The sequence below is a fragment of the Pseudonocardia endophytica genome (assembly GCF_004339565.1).
GTDB classification, from domain to species: domain Bacteria; phylum Actinomycetota; class Actinomycetes; order Mycobacteriales; family Pseudonocardiaceae; genus Pseudonocardia; species Pseudonocardia endophytica.
This window is the reverse complement of the sequence record NZ_SMFZ01000002.1, coordinates 2,624,397-2,642,667: the sequence shown is the minus strand read 5'-3', so window position 1 is coordinate 2,642,667 and position 18,271 is coordinate 2,624,397. Positions and strand designations below refer to the sequence as shown.

Sequence of the window (18,271 nt, the reverse complement as noted above, 5' to 3'; positions counted from 1 at the left end):
GGGTCAGGAACGCTTCGAGACGGGCACCACGTTCCGCTGGAACACCATGTCACGCAGGACGTCGTCGCCGCCCTCGATGATCGAGACGTAGCGGACGTCGCGCAGCAGCTTTCCGATAGCGGAATCGGCGGTGTACCCGATTCCGCCGAACATCTCGGAGGCCGTCGACGCGATCTGCCATCCGGTCTGCCCGCAGAACATCTTCGCGACGATCGCGGACTTCAGCGTTCCCTTCCGCAACAGTTCCTCGGCCGCGTCCGGACGCTCCCGGATCGCGTCGACGTCCCGTGCCGCGGCACCGCACTGGTTGGCCATCACCTCGATCTGCATCTCGAACTGACCGAGCCGGCTCGCGAAGACGGCGTTCGTGCTCAGTGGCGCGCCGCCGACCGACTTGGACGCCGCGTAGTCCATGCAGAGGTCCCGGACGCGGCGGGCGATCCCGACGGCGGTGGCGGCGATGAAGATCCGGCTGACGTTCAGCCCGATCTCCAGCAGGCGCAGCCCGTGGCCGCGCAGCGCGTTCCCGGCGGGCACCCGGCAGTCGGACAGCGTCACCTCGTAGGTCGCGGACGCTCGCACGCCCATCACGTCCCAGCGACGTTCGACGGTCAGGCCCGGCGTCTCCCGGGGCACGACGACGGCCCGGTAGTCGTCCGGGTCGTCGGCCGACCGGGCGATCACGACGACGAACCGGGCGAAGTCGGTGTTCGTGGAGAACGCCTTGGCGCCGTCGAGCACGAGCTCCTCGCCGTCGCGGCGCACGGTCGTGCCGATGTTCGCGAGCTCGCTGCCCGCGGCGTGCTCGCTGCCCAGCGTGGCGCAGAAGCCGCCCTCCTCGGCCAGCCCGTCGAAGCACTGCTTGCGCAGCTCGTCGCTGCCGTAGAGGTCCACCATGGTGGTGGCCAGCACGGAGATGAACAGGGTGAACGCGACGCCCGCGTCGCCGTAGGCGAGCGCGGACACCATGCGGGCGCCCCGCTCGACGTCCACCCCGAGGCCGCCGAACTCCTCCGGCAGCCACCAGTTCGCCAGCCCGGTCCGCCCGAACTCCGCGTACAGCGGGAGCGGGGCCTCGGCCAGCGAGTCCAGTTCGGGCTCCCGGCCGAGCACCTCCCTGCGGACGAAACGCTGGACGGTGCGGGTGTGGTCGGTGTCGCTCATCGCGCGCCTCCTGCGGACGACGTGGTCTCGGTCATCGGTCGCTCGACCGGCCGCGCGGCCGGGTGCCGGGTCACGGGCGGGGTGGTGGCCACCACGACCGTCGCGACGTGCTCGGTGGCCAGTGCCCGCTCGACCATCGCGGCCGGTTCCTGCCGTGCGGTGGCGGGCAGCCACGGTGCGGGCTCGACGGTGGTCCAGTGCCCCCGCCTGCCCAGCCGCGCGGCGGCGACCTGGGCGCCGAGCGCGGCGTTCGTCGCGGCGTGGCTGCGGCGGCCGCCGTCGTCGGGCTGCGTGAGCACGACGACCCTGCGGCCGACGGCGTGGTCGGTGAGCACGGAGTCGAGCACCCGGAAGTCGTGCACCGCGGCCCGGCAGGACGCGGCGGGCTCAGCCGGTACCGGCTCGGCCGCGTGCACCACGACGTCGATCCCGCCGAACTCGGCGGCGGCCGCGTCGACGGCGGCGCCGAGCTGCGACTCGTCGGCCGGGTCCGCGGCCAGTACGCGCACGGTCGCGCCCGCGTCCTCCAGCTCGCGGACGTCGGCGACGGTCGCGGCCGCCGGGTCGTCGTCGTCGAGACGGTCCCACTGCTCCCGCGGGGGCAGGGTCTCCCCTCCGGTCAGCACCAGCCGGCACCCGTAGGCCCGCGCCAGGTGCCGGGCGATCGGCCGCCCGGTCCCGCCGAGCCCGTCGGTGACCAGCACCGTGTCCCGGGCACCGACGAGCGGCAGCGGGCCGTCCGGTGGGGCGGGCAGCGGCTCGTAGTGCCGCAGCCACGTACCGCCGGACCGGACCACGCTGGTCCCGTCGTGGCCCCCGACCACGGCCGCGAGCGTCTGCTCGACGTCCGGCTCCGCGTCCACGTCGACGTGCCGGCAGGTCAGGAACGGGTCGTCGGCGGCGGGCGTGGACGGGAGGCCGGCGAGCGCTCCGTGCTCGGGGTGCTCGGCGTCCGGTCCGAGCACGCCGAGCGCGCCCGAGGTCAGCACGACCAGCTCCACCGCGGGTGCGCCGCGCCGGTGCTCGGCCGCGAACGCGTCCACCAGGTCGAGCACGGAGCGCAGGCCCCGCTCCTGGGCGGCCGCGAACCGGCCGTCCAGGTCGGCGTGCGCCGCTTCGTTACCGCCGTCGGCCAGGCTGAACCCGGCCACGACGGTGCGCGGCGCGACCACCTGCGCGCGCAGGAGCTCGGCGTACCGGCCGGGCTCGCCGACCGGGAGCGTGAAGTCGCCGTGCGCCTCGGCGGACAGCGTGTCCCCCGGCCGCACGACGACGGCCTCGGCACCGGCCACGGCCAGCCGCTCGACCAGGTCCTCCCCGCGCTCGTCGTCGACCAGCAGCATCCACGGCCCCGCGGCCCGCAGCCGCGCGTCCAGGTCGCCGAGCGGCACCGTCCGCGGGCGCCAGCTGGGCAGGTAGGCGTCCACCCCGGACGCGCCCGGCCCGCCGGACTCCCGATCCGGCCGCGGCTCCGGTACGGCGGCCGGTGCCCGCTCCTGCGGGACCGCCACGCCCTGCTCGTCGAGCAGGGCGGCGAACGCGCGGGCGGTCGGTGCCTCGAGCAGCGCCACCGGCGGCACGGACCCGCCGAGGCGCTTCCGGACCAGGCCGGTCATCTGCACGCTGAGCAGCGAGTTCCCGCCCAGGTCGAAGAACGCGTCGTCGGCACCGACCGGCTCGACCCCCAGCACCGCCGACCACAGCTCGGCCACGGTGCGTTCGGTGCCGGTGGACGGCGCGACGTACGGCGCCGCGAGGTCCGGGCGCGGGAACCGGTCACCGGTCGTGGCGGGGGCCTGCGCCGGGGCTCCGGCGCGTGGCATGCGGTCGTCCAGACCGGCCACGGTCACCACCCGGCATCCGTCCACACCAGACACGAGCCCGTCGAACGCGGCGAGCGCCTCCGGCTCGGTCATCGCCAGGCGGGCCAGCTCGGCCCCCATCGTGGTCGCGCCGTCCGGGCCGTCCAGGTCCGCCACCGTGCTCCCCCACGGGTCCCAGCAGCCGGTGACCCAGCGGGTGGGCGTCGCGCCCGCGCGGTGGCGGGCGGCCATCTCGTGTCCGACGGCGGACAGCGCGGCGTTGGCCGCGGCGTAGCTGCCGAACGTGATCCCGCCGAGGAGTGCCGACGTCGAGGAGAACAGGGCGCAGAACCCGGGAGCCGCCTCCAGGGGCCGCTCGTCGAGCAGGCGCCGCAGGACCAGCGCTCCGCCGACCTTGGCCGCGAAGTGGTCGGCCACCACGGCCGCATCGGTGTCGGACAGGGCGCGGAACGTGTCCAGTCCGGTGGCCGCGGCGGCGTGCACGACGCCGTCCAGCTTCCCGTCGCCGACCGTCCCGGCCAGCATCGAGCGCATCGCGTCCTCGTCGGTCACGTCCACCGCGGGCGTCAGCACCCTGGCGCCCAGCGTGCGCAGCTCACGCACGGCCGTCGCGCGCAGGTGTGCCGGGTCGTCCGGCAGGCCGGTCCGGCTCGTCAGTACGAGCGTGCCGGCGCCCGCCTCCGCCAGGTGGCGGGCGACGGTGAGGCCGACGCCGCCGAGCCCGCCGGTGACGAGGTAGGTGCCACCGGGACGGACGGCAGCCTGCGCGTCCGTCCCGGGTGTCGTCGGCCGGTACTCCGGCACGAACCGCTTCCCCTCACGGTGGGCGACGAGCACGTCGTCGGTGTCCCGGCACAGCTCGGCGTGCACTGCGGCGGCCGCGTCGTCGTCCGGACCGACGTCGACGGCGCGGCACGACAGGTCCGCGTACTCCTGGTTCGCGACGACGCAGAGCGCCGCGGCCGCGGCGTGTCCGGGCGAGGGACGCTCGCCGTCGCGCACGGCCTGGCCGTTGCGCGTGACCAGCACGACGCGTGCCGGCCCACCGTTCGCCACGGCGTCGAGCCGGGCGGCAACGGCCGCGACGGCGTCGGCACCGGTGCCGTCGGTCTCCTCGCCGGATGCGAGGTCGTCGAGCAGGCGCAGGTCCACGACGACGGCGGTGCCGTCGGCTCCGCCGTCGACGTCGGACGCCACGGTGACGTCGGCGCCGGCGTCCCGCAGGGTCCCGGCCAGCGCCTCGGCGGCGCCGGAGCGGTCGGCCAGCAGCACGCAGCGCGGCGGGACGGTGCCCGTGCCGCCGCCGGGGCCGGTGCCCCCGTCCTCGGTCCACAGTGGTTCGAGCAGCGCGGCCCGCCGGGTCCGGGCGGCGGCCTCGGAACAGCGGCGCCGGGGGGTCGGCTCGATCCAGTAGCGACGGCGCTGGAACGGGTAGGTCGGCAGCCCGGTCTTCGCGACCGGCCGTCCGGCCTGGTAGCCGTCCCAGTCGACCGGCACGCCGGCCAGCCACAGCCTGCCGAGCGTCTCGGTGAGCAGCACGTCGGCGCGCGGGTCGTCCTCGTCGGGCAGCGCGGACACGACCGTCGGCCAGCGCGACGGCGGGCAGTCCGGCCTGCCGCGCACGGACCCGGTCACGGTGCGGCCGGGGCCGATCTCCAGCAGCGCGCGCTCCGGGTCGCGGAGCAGCTCGCCGAGCATCGTGTCCAGCTGCACCGGCGCGCACATCTGCTGCGCCCAGTAGGCGGGGTCGAGCACCTGGGACTCGGTCACCGGCTCCCCGGTCACGGCGGACAGGTACGGGATCTCCGGCGGGCGCGGCGTGATCGTGCGCGCGACGCGCTCGGTCAGCTCGTCGGCGACCGGCTCCAGCATCCGGGAGTGCAGCGCGTGCTCCCCCGGCACCGGGCGGCACGGGATCGCGTCCGCCCCGAGCGCCAGACCCACCGCACGGACCGCGTCCGGCGGCCCGGCGATCACGGTCAGCTCGGGACCGTGCACGGCCGCCGTGTCGACGCCATCGATACCCGCCGCGTCGATCCGCCGGAGCAGCTCGGCCGCGGGCAGCGGGACCGACGCCGTCGCCCCGGCGGGCGTGCGCCCGACGAGCTCGGCGCGGTGGACGAGCAGCGCGAGCGCGTCCGCGGGCGTCAGCACGCCGGACAGGCAGGCCGCGACGTACTCGCCGACGCCGTCGCCCGCCATCAGCGACGGCCGGATCCCCCAGGACCCCAGCAGCCTGCCCATGGCGTAGTGCACGGTGAACACGCCCGCGTCGAGGAGCTCCGGTGCGGGTTCCCGGTCGGCGTGCAGCGTCCAGCCCAGCGGGTCGCGCAGCATCGTCTCGCCGCCGTCGACCAGACCGACGAGCTCGGCCCGGCAGTCGTCGAGCACCCCGGCGAACACCGGCTCGGCGCGGTACAGGTCCGCGGCCATCCCGGGGCGGTGGTCGCCGGTACCGGCGACCAGGAACGCGACCTCGCGGTCGGTGCGGCTGTCCTCGCCGGACACCGGGCCGCGGGCGCGCAGCACGTCCGCGGCGTCCTGTCCTGGCGGGACGACCAGCATCCGCCGGTGCTCGAACACCCGGCGACCGGTCTGCAGCGTGTAGGCGACGTCCCCGGCGGGCACGTCCCCTGACACGTGCTCGGCCAGCCGGGACGTCATCGCGTCCGCCGCGGCGGCGCTGCGCGCCGACCACACCATCAGCTCGGCGCGGTCCGGCCCGCCCGCGTGCGGGGGCCGCGGCGCCTCCTCGACGACGACGTGGGCGTTGGTGCCGCCGATGCCGAACGAGCTGACCCCCGCCCGGCGCAGCCGGTCCGGCCTGGCCGGCCACGGCGTGCGGCTGGTCACGACCTCGATGTCCGCTCCACCGGCGCTCAGCTGCTCGTTCGGCGTCCCGAGGTTGCGGGTCGGCGGGATCTCGTCGTGGTGCAGCGCGAGCGACGCCTTGATCAGGTTCGTCACGCCCGCCGCCCGGTCCAGGTGCCCGACGTTCGTCTTGACGGACCCGATCCGGACCGACTCGCCGTCGAACACCTGCTGCAGTGCCGACAGCTCGACCGCGTCGCCGAGCGCCGTGCCGGTGCCGTGCGCCTCGACGTAGTCGATGTCGGCCGCGGTCAGCCCGGAGCTGCCCAGCGCCTCCTCGATCACGGCAGCCTGTCCCTGCACGCCGGGCGCGGTGAACCCGACCTTGCGGCCCGCGTCGTTGTTCGTGGCCCAGCCGCGGATCACCGCGTAGATCCGGTCGCCGTTCTCCAGCGCGTCGGACAGCCTGCGCAGCGCCACGACGCCGACACCGTTGCCGAGCGGGGCGCCCAGCCCGGCCGCGTCGAACGCCCGGCACTCGCCGTCCGGCGGGGCGATCCCACCCGGCTGGTAGAGGTAGCCGACGCGGTGCGGTACCGAGACCGCGACGCCGCCGGCGAGGATCAGGTCGCCCTCGCACGCCGCGAGGCTGCTGGCGGCCGCGCACACGGCGACCAGCGACGTCGAGCAGTAGCTCTGGATCGTGTAGCTCGGCCCGCCCAGTCCCAGCGTGTGCGCGGCCCGGGTGGTCAGCGAGTCCTTGTCGTTGCCCAGGCCGACGGTCAGCTCCCCGAGCCGGGCCATCGCCTCGCTGTCGGCGAGGTTGTTGGTCATGTAGGAGCTGATCGCGCAGCCGGCGAACACGCCGATCGTGCCGTCGAAGCGCGACGGGTCGCAGCCCGCGTCCTCCAGCGCCTCCCAGCAATGCTCCAGGAACAGGCGGTGCTGGGGATCGATGATCTGCGCCTCGGTGGAGCCGATGCCGAAGAAGTCGGCGTCGAAGTCCTCGACGCCGTCGACGACGGCGCCCGCCCGCACGTAGTCCGGGTCGTCGATCAGCTCCTGCGGCACGCCCGCGGCGCGCAGCTCCTCCTCGGTGAACCGGGTGATGCCCGACTCGCCGGCGCAGATCGTCCGCCACAGGTCCGTGACGCCGGGCGCTCCGGGGAACCGCCCCGCCATGCCGACGACGGCGATGCCGACGGCCTCCTCGTCGTCCTCGACGTCCGCGTCGAAGATCGGCTGGTCAGCCACGTCGGTCCCCTCTCCGATTGGTCGTGCGGGCACGCAGACGGCGCCGGCCCCTGGCCGAGCTGTCCGCGAGCCGCTGTCGGGTCTCGTCCTGCCGGTCGGGTCCGGCGTCGCCCACCGCCGCGGCGAACGCGGCCACGGTGGGGTGCTCGAACAGCACGGCGGGCGCGATGGTCGTGTCGAGCTGCTTCGCGACGGCCCGCACGACGGCCATGCCGACGAGCGAGTTGCCGCCGAGGTCGAAGAACGGGTCGTGCACGCCGACCTCGTCGATGCCGAGGTAGGACTGCCACACCTCGGCGACCAGGATCTCGGTCGCGGTGCGCGCGGGGACGAACCCGGTGCGCAGCTGCGGGCGCGGGAACCGCTCGGCGGCCTCGGTCGCCGCGGCGTCGACCAGCGAGTCGAGGTCGAGCACGGCCGTCCACTCGCGGGCGATCTCGGCCAGCGGCTGGCGGAACGCCGCCGTGCTGCCCGCGCCGGTCCGGATCAGGTGGTCGAGGAACGCGCAGCCGCCCTCCTCGGTGAAGCCGTACCGCGCCCGGTACTCGTCGGCGCGGGTGGCCAGCTCGCTGCCCTGCTCGGCGGCCGTGCGCTGCCAGGCGTCGTGCTGCCAGTGCGCCCAGGACACGCTCAGCACCGTCGTCGACGGTGCGGTGTCGGCCAGCGCGTCGGCGTAGGCCGCCAGCGCGGTGTTCGCGGCGCAGTAGTCGCTCTCCCCGATGCCGCCGAACGCGACGATCGCCGAGGAGTAGAGCACCAGCAGCTCCGGGCGGAGCTCCGGCGGGCTGTCCGGGCCGACGAGCTCCGCCAGCGGCTCCATCGCGGCCACCTTGGGCGCCAGCACCGCGGTGCTCGACGCGGCCGTCTGCCGGGCCAGCACGCCGCTCGCGGGCGCCCCGGCCGCGTGCACGATCCCGTCGAGCGCCCCGAAGTGCTCACGGCAGGTGCGCAACGCGGCGCGCAGCACCTCCGGGTCGCCGGTGTCCGCGGTGAGCGTCAGCACCTCGGCGCCCGCGGACTCCAGGTCCGCGACGTCGGCGGCGCTCGCCGCCGCGGCGCTTCCCGGCTCGCCGTCCGCGAGCGAGGTCCGGCCGACGAGGGTCAGCTTCCGCACGCCGGCCCGGACCAGGTGCCGTGCCAGGCCCATGCCCAGCCCGCGGGTGCCGCCGGTGATCAGGTAGACCCCGTCCGCGCGCCAGGGCGACGCGACCTCGTCCGCCGAGGTGTCCGGCGCGGGCAGCTCGGTCCAGTCCTCGGTCCAGCGACGGCCGCGACGCACGCCCGCGAGGACGCCGCGCGGGTCCGTCCGGTCCCGGCGCAGCTCGTCCGCCAGTGCCGCGGCGGCGGCCGACGCGTCGGTGCCGTCCGGGTCCAGGTCGACGCCCGACCAGGTCAGGCCGGGGTACTCGTGGCGCACCGAGCGGCCGAGGCCGTGCACGGCGGCCCGGTGCGGTGCGGGCGCGTCCCCTCCGATGATCGTCGCCGCGCCCCGGCTGACCGTGAGCAGCCGGACGTCCGGCTGCTCGCCGAACGTCTGTACCGCGTGCATCAGACTGTGGTAGCCGCAGCGCAGCCGGTGGGACAGGTCACCGCTCCCCTCGTCGAGCAGGCTCCACAGGTGGACCAGGTGCACCGGCCCGTCACCGGCCGCGCCCGCCACGGCGGTGGCCACGTCGGTCATGTGCTCCGGCACGGCCGGGTCGACGACCATCCGCGCGCCGTCGTCCTCCCGCCGGTCGCCCGCGACGACCTCGACCACCCGGGTGCCGTCCGCGGCGGCCCGTGCGGCGAGCGCCGAGCCGATGCCGTCCGCGTCGGAGAACACGACGAGCGTGCCCGGCAGCGCGGTCCCGGCGGGCGGCTCGGTGACGTCCCGGTTCCAGGTGGACCGGTAGCCCACCTCCCTCGGCTCGTCGGCGACGGGCGCGGCGGGTCGCGCGGCGGCCCTCCGGCCGACCTCCGGCCAGTAGCGGGACCGCTGGAACGCGTAGGTGGGCAGGCTGACGATCCGGCCCGCGCCGTGCCGGGTGCGTGACCACTCGACGTCCACACCGGACTCCCAGAGCCGGGCGCAGCTGCCGAGCAGCTCGCCGCGGACGTCGGGCCGCTCACCGGACGTCCACAGTGGTGGAAGCGTGCCCAGGGTACGCGCGCCGGTGGACGGGGTCAGGTTCTGCCGGACCAGGCCGCCGAGCAGCTGCCCGGGGCCGAGCTCGAGGAACACCGTCACACCCTCGTCCAGGCAGGTCCGCACGCTGTCGGCGAACCGGATCGGGTTGACCATGTGCGCGGTCCAGTAGTCGCTGCCGACGGCCTGGTCGTCGCGCAGCAGCCGACCGGTGCTGTTGGAGACGATCGGGATCCGCGGCGCCGTGCGCCCGACCTCGGCGAGCAGCTCGCCGAGCTTGTCCCGCGCCGGCTCCAGCAGCGACGAGTGGAACGCGTGCTCGGTGCGCAGCAGCTGGCAGGCGACGTCGCCGTCCTGCAGCTGCGCCATGGCCGCGTGCACCTCGCCGGCCTCGCCGGACAGCACCGTCATGTAGGGGCCGTTGAACGCCGCGAGGTCCACCCCCGCGTCCGCGCCGACGTGCGCGCGCACCGTGGCCTCGTCCGCGGCGACCGCGAGCATCAGCCCCGGCGGCGCGGCCTCGATCAGCCGGGCGCGCTCCACCACCAGGTGCATCGCGTCCTCGAGCGTGAACACACCGGACAGGCACGCCGCGACGTACTCGCCGAGGCTGTACCCGACCAGGACGTCCGGCTCGATCCCCCAGTGCCGCAGCAGCTCCGCGGTCGCGTACTGCACGGTGAACAGGAACGGGTGCGCCGTCTCCGCGTGCCGCAGCGGGTCCTCGCCCGCCCCGTCCGCGCCGGGGCCGCGGCCGAGCAGCGCGGCCAGGTCACCGGCCCCTGCGGCCGGCTCGGAGAACAGCGACGGCCGCAGGTCGATCCCGCAGCGCTCGTGGGCGATCCGGACGCACTCGTCGACAGCCGCGGCGTAGACCGGCTCGGTGTCGTAGAGCGCGCGGCCCATGCCCGCGTACTGGTCGCCGGTGCCGGGCAGCAGGAACGCGACCCGTGTGGCTCCGGCCGGGGCGGTGCCCTCCGGACCGGACGCCGCGGCGGCGAGCGCGGCGGCCGCACCGGCGGCGTCCGCGGCGACGACGGCACGCCGCTCGGCGTGCCGGGCGCGGCCGTCCTGCAGCGTGCGGGCGACGTCGACGAGCGCCGGACCGCCGTCCGCCAGATGGTTCCCGAGGCGGGTGAGCTGGTCGCGCAGTGCTTCCGGGGACCGCGCGGAGACCGGCAGCACCTGCGCGGGCCCGTCGCCGGCGTCCACACCGGACTCGTGATGCTGCCCCGATGCCTCCGGCGCCGTCTCGACGACGACGTGCGCGTTCGTCCCGGACCATCCGAACGAGGAGACCCCGGCCCGCACCTCACGGTCGTCCGGGAGGGACCACTCGCCGGTGACCGGGCGGACCGTGCCGTCCGACGGGACGGCGTCCGACGGCTCGCTCTGGTGCACGTTCGGCGGCACGACCCGGTTCTCCAGCACCAGCACGGTCTTGATCAACCCGGCGACGCCCGCAGCGGACATCGTGTGCCCGAGGTTCGTCTTGACGGCGCCGACCCGCAGCGGGTGCCCGGCCCGGCCGGTCCCGCCGAACACGTCGTGCAGCGCGGACAGCTCGATGGCGTCACCGAGGCCGGTGCCGGAGCCGTGCGCCTCGATGTAGTCGACCTCGCCCGGTGCGACGCCCGCGTCGTCGAGTGCGCGGCGGATCACCTCGACCTGGGCCGTGCGGTTCGGCGCGGTGAGGCCGTTGCTGCGGCCGTCCTGGTTGACCGCGGAGCCGCGCAGCACGGCGCGGACGCGGTAGCCCTTCTCCAACGCGGTGGACAGCCGGGTCAGCACGACGAGGCCCGCGCCCTCACCGACCAGGTAGCCGTCGGCGGCCGCGTCGAACGTCTTGCACCGGCCGTCCGGCGCGAACATCGACGTGACGCAGCCCTGCACGAACATGTCCGGGTGCATGGTCAGCGCGACGCCGGCGGCCAGCGCGGTGTCGCACTCGCCGCGCCGCAGCGCCTCGATCGCGAGGTGTACCGCGACCAGCGACGACGAGCACGCCGAGTCCACGGTGAGCGTCGGTCCGCGCAGGTCGTAGTGGTAGGCGAGCCGCCCGGCCGCCACGCTGGACGAGGTGCCCTGCGCGAAGTACGGGTCGGCGCCCACGTCGGCACCGAGGCTCGACAGCTGCATGCGCCCGTACTGGGTCGAGTCCATCAGCCCGACCAGCACACCGGTGCGGCTGCCCGCGAGGCCGCCGGGGTCGAGCCCGGCGTCCTCCATGCCCTCCCAGGCCAGCTCCATCAGCAGGCGCTGCTGCGGGTCCATCCGCAGCGCCTCCTGCGGCGAGCAGCCGAAGAAGCCCGCGTCCCAGCCCGCGATGTCGTCGAGCAGCGCACCGCGCTTGCTGTAGATCGACTGCGCGGCGGGGCCCTCGGGAGGCAGGAAGTCCTCGAAGTTCCAGCGGGACTCCGGCACCTCCACGGCGGCGTCCCGGCCGTCGCGCAGCAGGCGCCACAGCTCGTCCGGGGTGTCCGCGCCACCCGGGTACCGGCAGGAAAGCCCGACGACGGCGACCGGCTCGGTCCCCGTCTGCTCCAGTTCGGCCAGGCGCCTGCGGGCCTCCGTGAGCTCCACGGTGGCCCGCTTGAGGTAGTCGCGCAGCCTGTTCTCGGTCTCCATCGCGATCCTTTCCCCCGCTGAGGAATCTCATCGTCGGCAGCGCATTCGCGGCCCGACAAGTAAGGAGCGGTGACAGCAACGGGACGCAGAAAGGTGCCGTCGCGCATTCCTTGTCGGACTGCGCGCGGAATACCGACGATGGCTTCGTCGGGAGAATCTCTTCAGGAGGAGCCACGGTGTCTGTGGAAGCGGCCCTGAGTCACGGTCAGCTCTACAGCTGGCGCGAGATCGAGACGTATCCGCCCAGCTGCATGAAAGAGGCGAACGTGCCGGCGACGCTGGATCTGCGGGGCATCCCCACGGACCGGGTCGAGCACGCGCTGTCCCGGCTCGTGGCGTGGCACGAGATCCTGCGCACGACGTACCACACCGAGTCCGGCGCCCCGGTGCAGCGGATCCACGACGACGTCGAGATCCCGGTCGAGCGGATCGACCGCCGGATCGGCCCCGCCGAGGTCGGCGAGCTGACCGAGGACTTCCTCGCCGTCGCGATCCCGATGACCGGGGGCCTGCTCTGGCGGGCGCTGCTGGTCAGCACGGACGGGGAGCCGATGCTGCTGGTGTTCTCGTTCTCGCACCTGATCAGCGACGTGTGGACCTCCCTGGAGGTCGTGCGCCAGTTCGGCAGGCTCGTCGAGGACCCGGACGCACCGGACCCCGGCACGCCGAGCCAGCGCGAGGTCGGGGCCGCCCAGCACGACCCGGCGTTCGCCCGCAGGCAGGAGGCGGCCGAGCGCTACTGGGCCGAGCACTGGGCGGGAGTGGACGGGCTGCCGGGCCTGCTGCGGCTGCCGACACTGCCGTACGACACCACCAAGGAGCGGATCCAGGCGACGTTGCGGTCCGGCCTGCTCGGGTCACTCGCGGCCGAGGCCGCACAGCGCCATCGGACGACCGTGCCCGCGGCGCTGCTGGCGATGCTCACGGCGGCGCTGGCCCGGCACACCGGAGCGCACCGGATCCCGGTCGGCGTGATGTCCTCCAACCGGTTCCCGCCGTCCTACCGGCAGGCGCTCGGCACGTTCAACCAGCTCATGCCCGTCGTCGTCGAGGTCGACGGCGCGGGCTCGCTCGGTGACCACCTCACGGCGGTGCACTGGACGGTGACGAAGGCCTACCGGCACTCCTGCTACGACATCGACCGGGTGGCCCGGCAGGCGGCCGAACGCGGCGCGCAGGGCGACCACGACTGCTGGTTCAACCACCAGTTCCCGTTCTGGTTCAACTACGTCCAGCTCGACGACGAGCCGCCCGCCGGGCACGACGAGCCCGCCGAGGTGACGTGGACGCCGGCCCCGCGCGCCTGCGGTCAGCCGATCGACGTCCGCGTGAACCTGCTGCGGGGGACGACCGAGATCCGGCTGCGCACCGATCCCGACGTCGTGGACGCCGACGGGCTGGCCGGGATCCTCCGTACCGTCGCCGCGGGCACCGCACGGGCCGCCACCGGTCTCCCGAGCCGGGTCGACGACCTGTGGGAGGCGGTGGACGACGTGCCGGACGCGCTGTTCCCGTCGCCGGTATCGGTCGTCTGACGAGCGACCGGGACCGGGCCCGACGGCAGTGGCCCGGTCGTCAGGCCGGGGTACCGGCGTCCGGGACCGCGGGGTCCGACTGCGCCGGCAGCGCCCCGTCCTCCCGGTACGCCTCGGGAAGCGACGCCCTCAGGTCGACGGCCTCCCGGGAGTCGATGTCCGACAGGAGGGCGTTCGCCCGAGCGGCGGCCTCCGCGGCCTGGTCGATCTCCCCCAGGCTGTCGCGGACCTCCGCCAGCAACGCCAGTGACCTGGCCTGCAGCAGGTGCCCCTCGAGATCCCGGAACAGTGCCGTCGCCGCGACGAGGTGCCCCTCGGCCGCCGACTCCTCGCCCCGGATCATCCCGATCTCGCCGAGCAGGTGCCGGGTCTCGCCGACCACCAGGGGATCACCGGCCTCCTCCGCCATGACCAGGGCACCGGCCGCCGTCGTCTCGGCGCTGTCCAGCCTGCCCTCCTTGTGGCGGACGGCGGCCAGTCCGTAGAGGGCCCGCGCCTCGCCGATCCGGTCCCCGACCGCCCGCACCTCCCGCAGCACCCGGTGGATCGCCGTCCGGGCAGCGGAGATCCGGCCGGTCGCCAGGTACAGCGTCACGAACCCGGTGATCACGTCGATCTCGCCGCGGAGGTGGCCCGCCTCCCGGCTGAGGCGCAACGCGTCGGTGAGCAGGGTCTCGGCGGTCTCGTGATCCCGCTCGCCGACGTGGTGCGCGGCCAGCCCGGACAGGACACGCGCCTCGCCTGCCGGGTCACCGACCTGCCGCATCCTGACGAGCGCGTCCCCGTACCGCTCGAGCATCGCCGGGACGTCGCCGCGGATCCGGTCGACCGCCGCCCACCCGGTGAGCACCAGCGCCTGTCCGTGCTCGTTCCCGTCGGCCCGGAACAGGTCGAGGGCGCCCGAGTAGTAGCGGGGGGCGTCTCCCAGCCCCTTCTGCTGCATCGCCCGCAGCGTGCCCATCGCGTAGAGCATCGCCGCGCGGCCGGTGCGGTTGTCGGTCCGCTCGCACAGCCGGTGGGTCATGTCGACCGTCTCCAGCCACTCGTCGAGCAGCCCCCGCACCGCGAACAGGTTCACGGACGTGAGCACGAGGTCCCAGCAGAGCTCGTCCATCTCCAGCGCCGCTGCCTGCCGGATCACGGCTGTGATCGTCTCCGGCTCGGTCTCGAGCCTGCCGGCCGGCATCGCGGAGAGCTCCTCGGAGACGAGGTGCGGCGGGACGGTCCAGCGGGGCGCCGTGCCGTGCAGGACCAGATGGTCACCGCCGTACTCGTGGCGGTGCGCCTGCTGGGCGATCGTCATCCACGCGCCGAGCATGCGATGCAGTGCCGCGCGGCGCTCGCCGTCGGACTCGACCTGCTCGGAGAGCTCCCTGGCGTAGAAGCGGACGAGCTCGTGGAAGCCGTACCGGATCTGGCTGCCCTCGTGCTGGCGGTACTCCACCATCCGGGCGTCGACCAACGTCTCCAGCAGGTGCTCCGCCTCGTCGACGCCGGTGTCCAGCAGCGAGGCCGCCGTCCACACCGAGAACTCCGGCACCTCGGGGACGGCCAACAGCCGGAACAGCCGCTTGGCCTGCTCCGGCAGGGTGCCGTAGGTCAGCGCCATGCTGGGACGCAGGTCCATGCCGCGGTAGCTGAACTCGTCGAGCCGCCGGGCCTCGTCGGCCAGCCTGCGGGTCAGCTCGGCGACCTTCCAGTGCGGCCGGGACGCCAGGCGGGTACCGGCGATGCGCAGCGCGAGCGGGAGCCGGCCGCAGTAGCGCACGAGATCCGCGGTGGGACCGGGTTCGTCGACGGTCCGCCCGTCGACGACGATCTCCGCGAGCATCTCGGTCGACGTGGCGTCGTCGAAGAGGTCCAGGTCGATCCAGTGCGCTCCGGGCAACCCGCACAGGCGCATCCGGCTGGTCACGATGACCGCGCAGAGCGGGTTGCCCGGGAGCAGCGGCATCACCTGGTCCTCGGTGGACGCGTTGTCGAGGACCAGCAGCTGGCGCTGTCCGGCGAGCCGGGTGCGGAACGTGGCGGCGCGCTCCTGCGGGTCCTCCGGGATGGTCGACTCGCCGTACCCGAGCGCGTGGAGGAAGCGCGCCAGCTGGGCGTGGGTGTTCTCCATCCGCGGGTCGCCGTGCAGGTCGGCGTACAGGTGGCCGTCCGGGTACCTGTCGGCGATCTCGTGCGCGACGCGCAGGGCCAGTGCGGACTTGCCGACCCCGCCCGCCCCGGAGATCGCGATCACCGGCACGGCGAACCGCGACGCATCGTCGTGCTCCGCGGCGTCCAGCACCTCGAGGATCTCGGCGACCCGGTCCTGCCTGCCGACGAAGTCGGCCGCACACATGGGCAGCTGGCGGGGGCTGCCCGGTCGCGCCGGGCCGCCGTCGGCCGGGCCGGCCTGCGGCGTGGTGGGCGGGTCGAGCTCGGCGTGCCGGTTCAGGATCGCGTGTTCCAGCTCCTGCAGCTCGGTTCCCGGTTCGACGCCCGCCTCCGTGAGCAGCGTCCGGCGCGCCTCGCGGTAGACCTCGAGCGACTCGACCTGGCGGCCGGAGCGGTAGAGGGCGAGCATCAGGAGCCCGCGCAGCCGTTCGCGCAGCGGGTTCTCCGCGCAGAGCGTCCGCAGCTCACCCACGACCGACTCGTGCCTGCCCAGCTCCAGCAGCAGCCGTACGCGCTCCTCGACGGCCGCCAGCCGGTCGTCCTGCAGCGCGACGGCCCCCTGCCGGACCAGGTCGCTGTCCACGCCGTGGAACGCCGGTCCGGTCCAGAGCGCCAGCGCCTCGTCCAGCACCGCGACGGCGCCCTCGATGTCGCCCGCCTCGGTCAGCGGTCCGACGTCGCCGACAAGACCGGCGAACCGCTCGCTGTCCAGCACCCCGTCGGCGATGTGGAGCCGGTACCCGGACGGTTGTGTCTCGATCGCCTGGCCCGTCCCGCCCAGATGTTTGCGGAGCCGGTGGACGGAGCTCTGGATCTGGGCGCGCGCGGTGGTCGGGGGTTCCTCCCCCCACACCGCGTCGACCAGCGTCTCCACCGGCACGACCCGGTTCGGACGCTGGGCGAGCGCGGCCAGCACCACGCACTCGCGACGGCCACCGATACGGACCCGTTCACCCTGGATCCGGAGCTCCAACGAGCCCAGAACGCTCAGCTGCATCCTGCCCCCCAGCAGCAGCGGCGTGATCCCCCCGGACACCCGCGGCCCAGATCATGCCTGCACGAGCCGGGGAGGTCTACCCGGTTGGTCCGGATCGGCCCGCCGAACCGATCTTCGACGGGCCGGGCGTCAGAGCGGGATGTTGGCGTGCCGGCCGCGCCGCGCCGGTGCCGTCGCGAGCGCGTGCACGATCCGCCGCCGGGTCTGCGAGGGCTCGACGACCTCGTCGACCGCACCGATCGTGCACGCCTCCTCCAGCCCGCCGGTCCGCATCCGCAGCTCCGCCGCGAGACGCCGGGTCACGGCCTCCCGGTCCGGTTCGGGGGCGGCCGCGATCTCGCGCCGGTTCAGCACGCGCACGGCCGCCACCGGGCCCATCACGGAGATCTCCGCGTCCGGCCACGCCAGCACGCTCGTCGCGCCGAGCGCGCGGGAGTTCATCGCGATGTACGCGCCGCCGTAGGACTTGCGCAGGACCACCGTCACCCGCGGCACGACCGCCTCGGCGAACGCGTGCAGCAGCTTCGCACCGCGGCGCACCACCCCCTCCCACTCCTGGGTCACGCCGGGCAGATATCCCGGCACGTCGACGAGCACGACGAGCGGTACCGCGAACGCGTCGCAGAAGCGGACGAACCGGGCGGCCTTCTCCGCAGCGGGCGAGTCGAGGCACCCGCCCAGCCGCAACGGGTTGTTCGCCACCACGCCGACCGTGTGGCCGCCGAGGCGGCCGAGCCCGGTGACGACGTTCCGCGCGTACCCGGCCTGCAGCTCCTCCCATGTCGCGCCGCCGTCGAGGACGGCCGCCACCAGCGGCCGGACGTCGTAGGCCCGCTGCGGGCGCTCCGGCAGCAGCGAGCCGGGGTCGACCGGACCGGGGCCGGTCGACAGGTCGAACAGGCCGGGCCTGGTCAGCAGCGCCGTCAGTCGACGGGCGCGGACCAGCGCGTCGTCCTCGGAGTCGGCGACGACGTGCACCACCCCCGACCGGCGGCCGTGCGCCTCGGGGCCGCCCAGCGACTCCTGGTCGATCCGCTCGCCGGTGACGCTGTGCACGACGTCCGGACCGGTGACCAGGACCCGGCCCGCCGGGGCCATCACGACCACGTCCGTCAGGGCTGGCCCGTAGGCCGCGCCGCCCGCGGCGGGCCCGAGCACCACCGAGATCTGCGGCACCCGCCCCGAGGCGCGCACCTGGGCGGCGAACAGGTGCCCGACGCCGTCGAGACCCGCCGCCCCGTCCGTCAGCCGGGCACCTCCGGAGTGCCACAGGCCGATCACCGGGCTCCCCTCGGCCACCGCGGTGTCGATCGCCGCGACGAGGTGGCGGCATCCGGCGGCCCCCAGCGCGCCGCCCATGCGGCCCGGGTCGGTGGCGTAGACGATCGTCGGGACGCCGTCGACGCGCCCGCGCGCCGTCTGGACGCCGGAGTCGTCGGGCTCGTGGAGGAGCGCCGTGCTCCCCCGGTCGAGGAGCCGGGCGATGCGAGCCGTCGGCGCTGCGGTGTCGACGGGCGGTCCGGCGTGTTCTGCGGCAGTCACAATCGATCTCCTCGGGCAGGGGTGCCGGCCGACCCGGACGGTCGGAATCGATGCGTCGATATCGTTCGGATCCGGATTCCCGGATTCCTCCGACGCGGTTGTCGTGATGTCCGACCGCAGGATGACGGTGCCCGGTCGCCGAATCCAGGGCGTCGCCGGTGACCGTTTCCGTCCGACCGGAAGTGGTCACCGCTGTCGCGGACGGACTCGTCGTGACAGGGGCCGACTC

At 74.8% G+C, this 18,271-nt stretch carries 6 protein-coding genes; 1 reads left to right on the top strand and 5 read right to left on the bottom strand.

Features of this window, described 5'->3' with window-relative positions:
* Positions 1-3: 3 nt before the first annotated feature.
* The 3 genes from EV378_RS31140 to EV378_RS31130 are packed head-to-tail and all read right to left on the bottom strand — an operon-like array spanning position 4 to position 11,808.
* Positions 4-1,164, bottom strand: a complete 1,161-nt coding sequence (locus tag EV378_RS31140) for an acyl-CoA dehydrogenase family protein (protein WP_132431031.1) — start codon at positions 1,162-1,164, stop codon at positions 4-6.
* On the bottom strand, positions 1,161-7,052 hold the full coding sequence (locus EV378_RS31135) for a type I polyketide synthase (RefSeq protein WP_132431029.1): 5,892 nt from the start codon (positions 7,050-7,052) through the stop codon (positions 1,161-1,163). Before EV378_RS31135 ends, EV378_RS31140 begins: the two co-directional genes overlap by 4 nt.
* Complete coding sequence (locus EV378_RS31130) at positions 7,045-11,808, bottom strand: type I polyketide synthase (RefSeq protein WP_132431027.1); 4,764 nt, start codon at positions 11,806-11,808, stop codon at positions 7,045-7,047. Before EV378_RS31130 ends, EV378_RS31135 begins: the two co-directional genes overlap by 8 nt.
* A 176-nt stretch (positions 11,809-11,984) precedes the next feature.
* Here EV378_RS31130 and EV378_RS31125 point away from each other — a divergent pair, with 176 nt between their 5' ends.
* Positions 11,985-13,343: a condensation domain-containing protein gene (locus EV378_RS31125; protein ID WP_132431025.1), complete on the top strand. Its 1,359-nt coding sequence runs from the start codon at positions 11,985-11,987 to the stop codon at positions 13,341-13,343.
* A gap of 40 nt (positions 13,344-13,383) precedes the next feature.
* On the opposite strand, the gene EV378_RS31120 is transcribed toward EV378_RS31125, so the two are convergent.
* Complete coding sequence (locus EV378_RS31120; protein ID WP_132431023.1) at positions 13,384-16,539, bottom strand: AfsR/SARP family transcriptional regulator; 3,156 nt, start codon at positions 16,537-16,539, stop codon at positions 13,384-13,386.
* Positions 16,540-16,629: 90 nt separating this feature from the next.
* On the bottom strand, positions 16,630-18,042 hold the full coding sequence (locus tag EV378_RS31115) for an acyl-CoA carboxylase subunit beta (protein WP_243653848.1): 1,413 nt from the start codon (positions 18,040-18,042) through the stop codon (positions 16,630-16,632).
* Positions 18,043-18,271 lie beyond the last annotated feature (229 nt).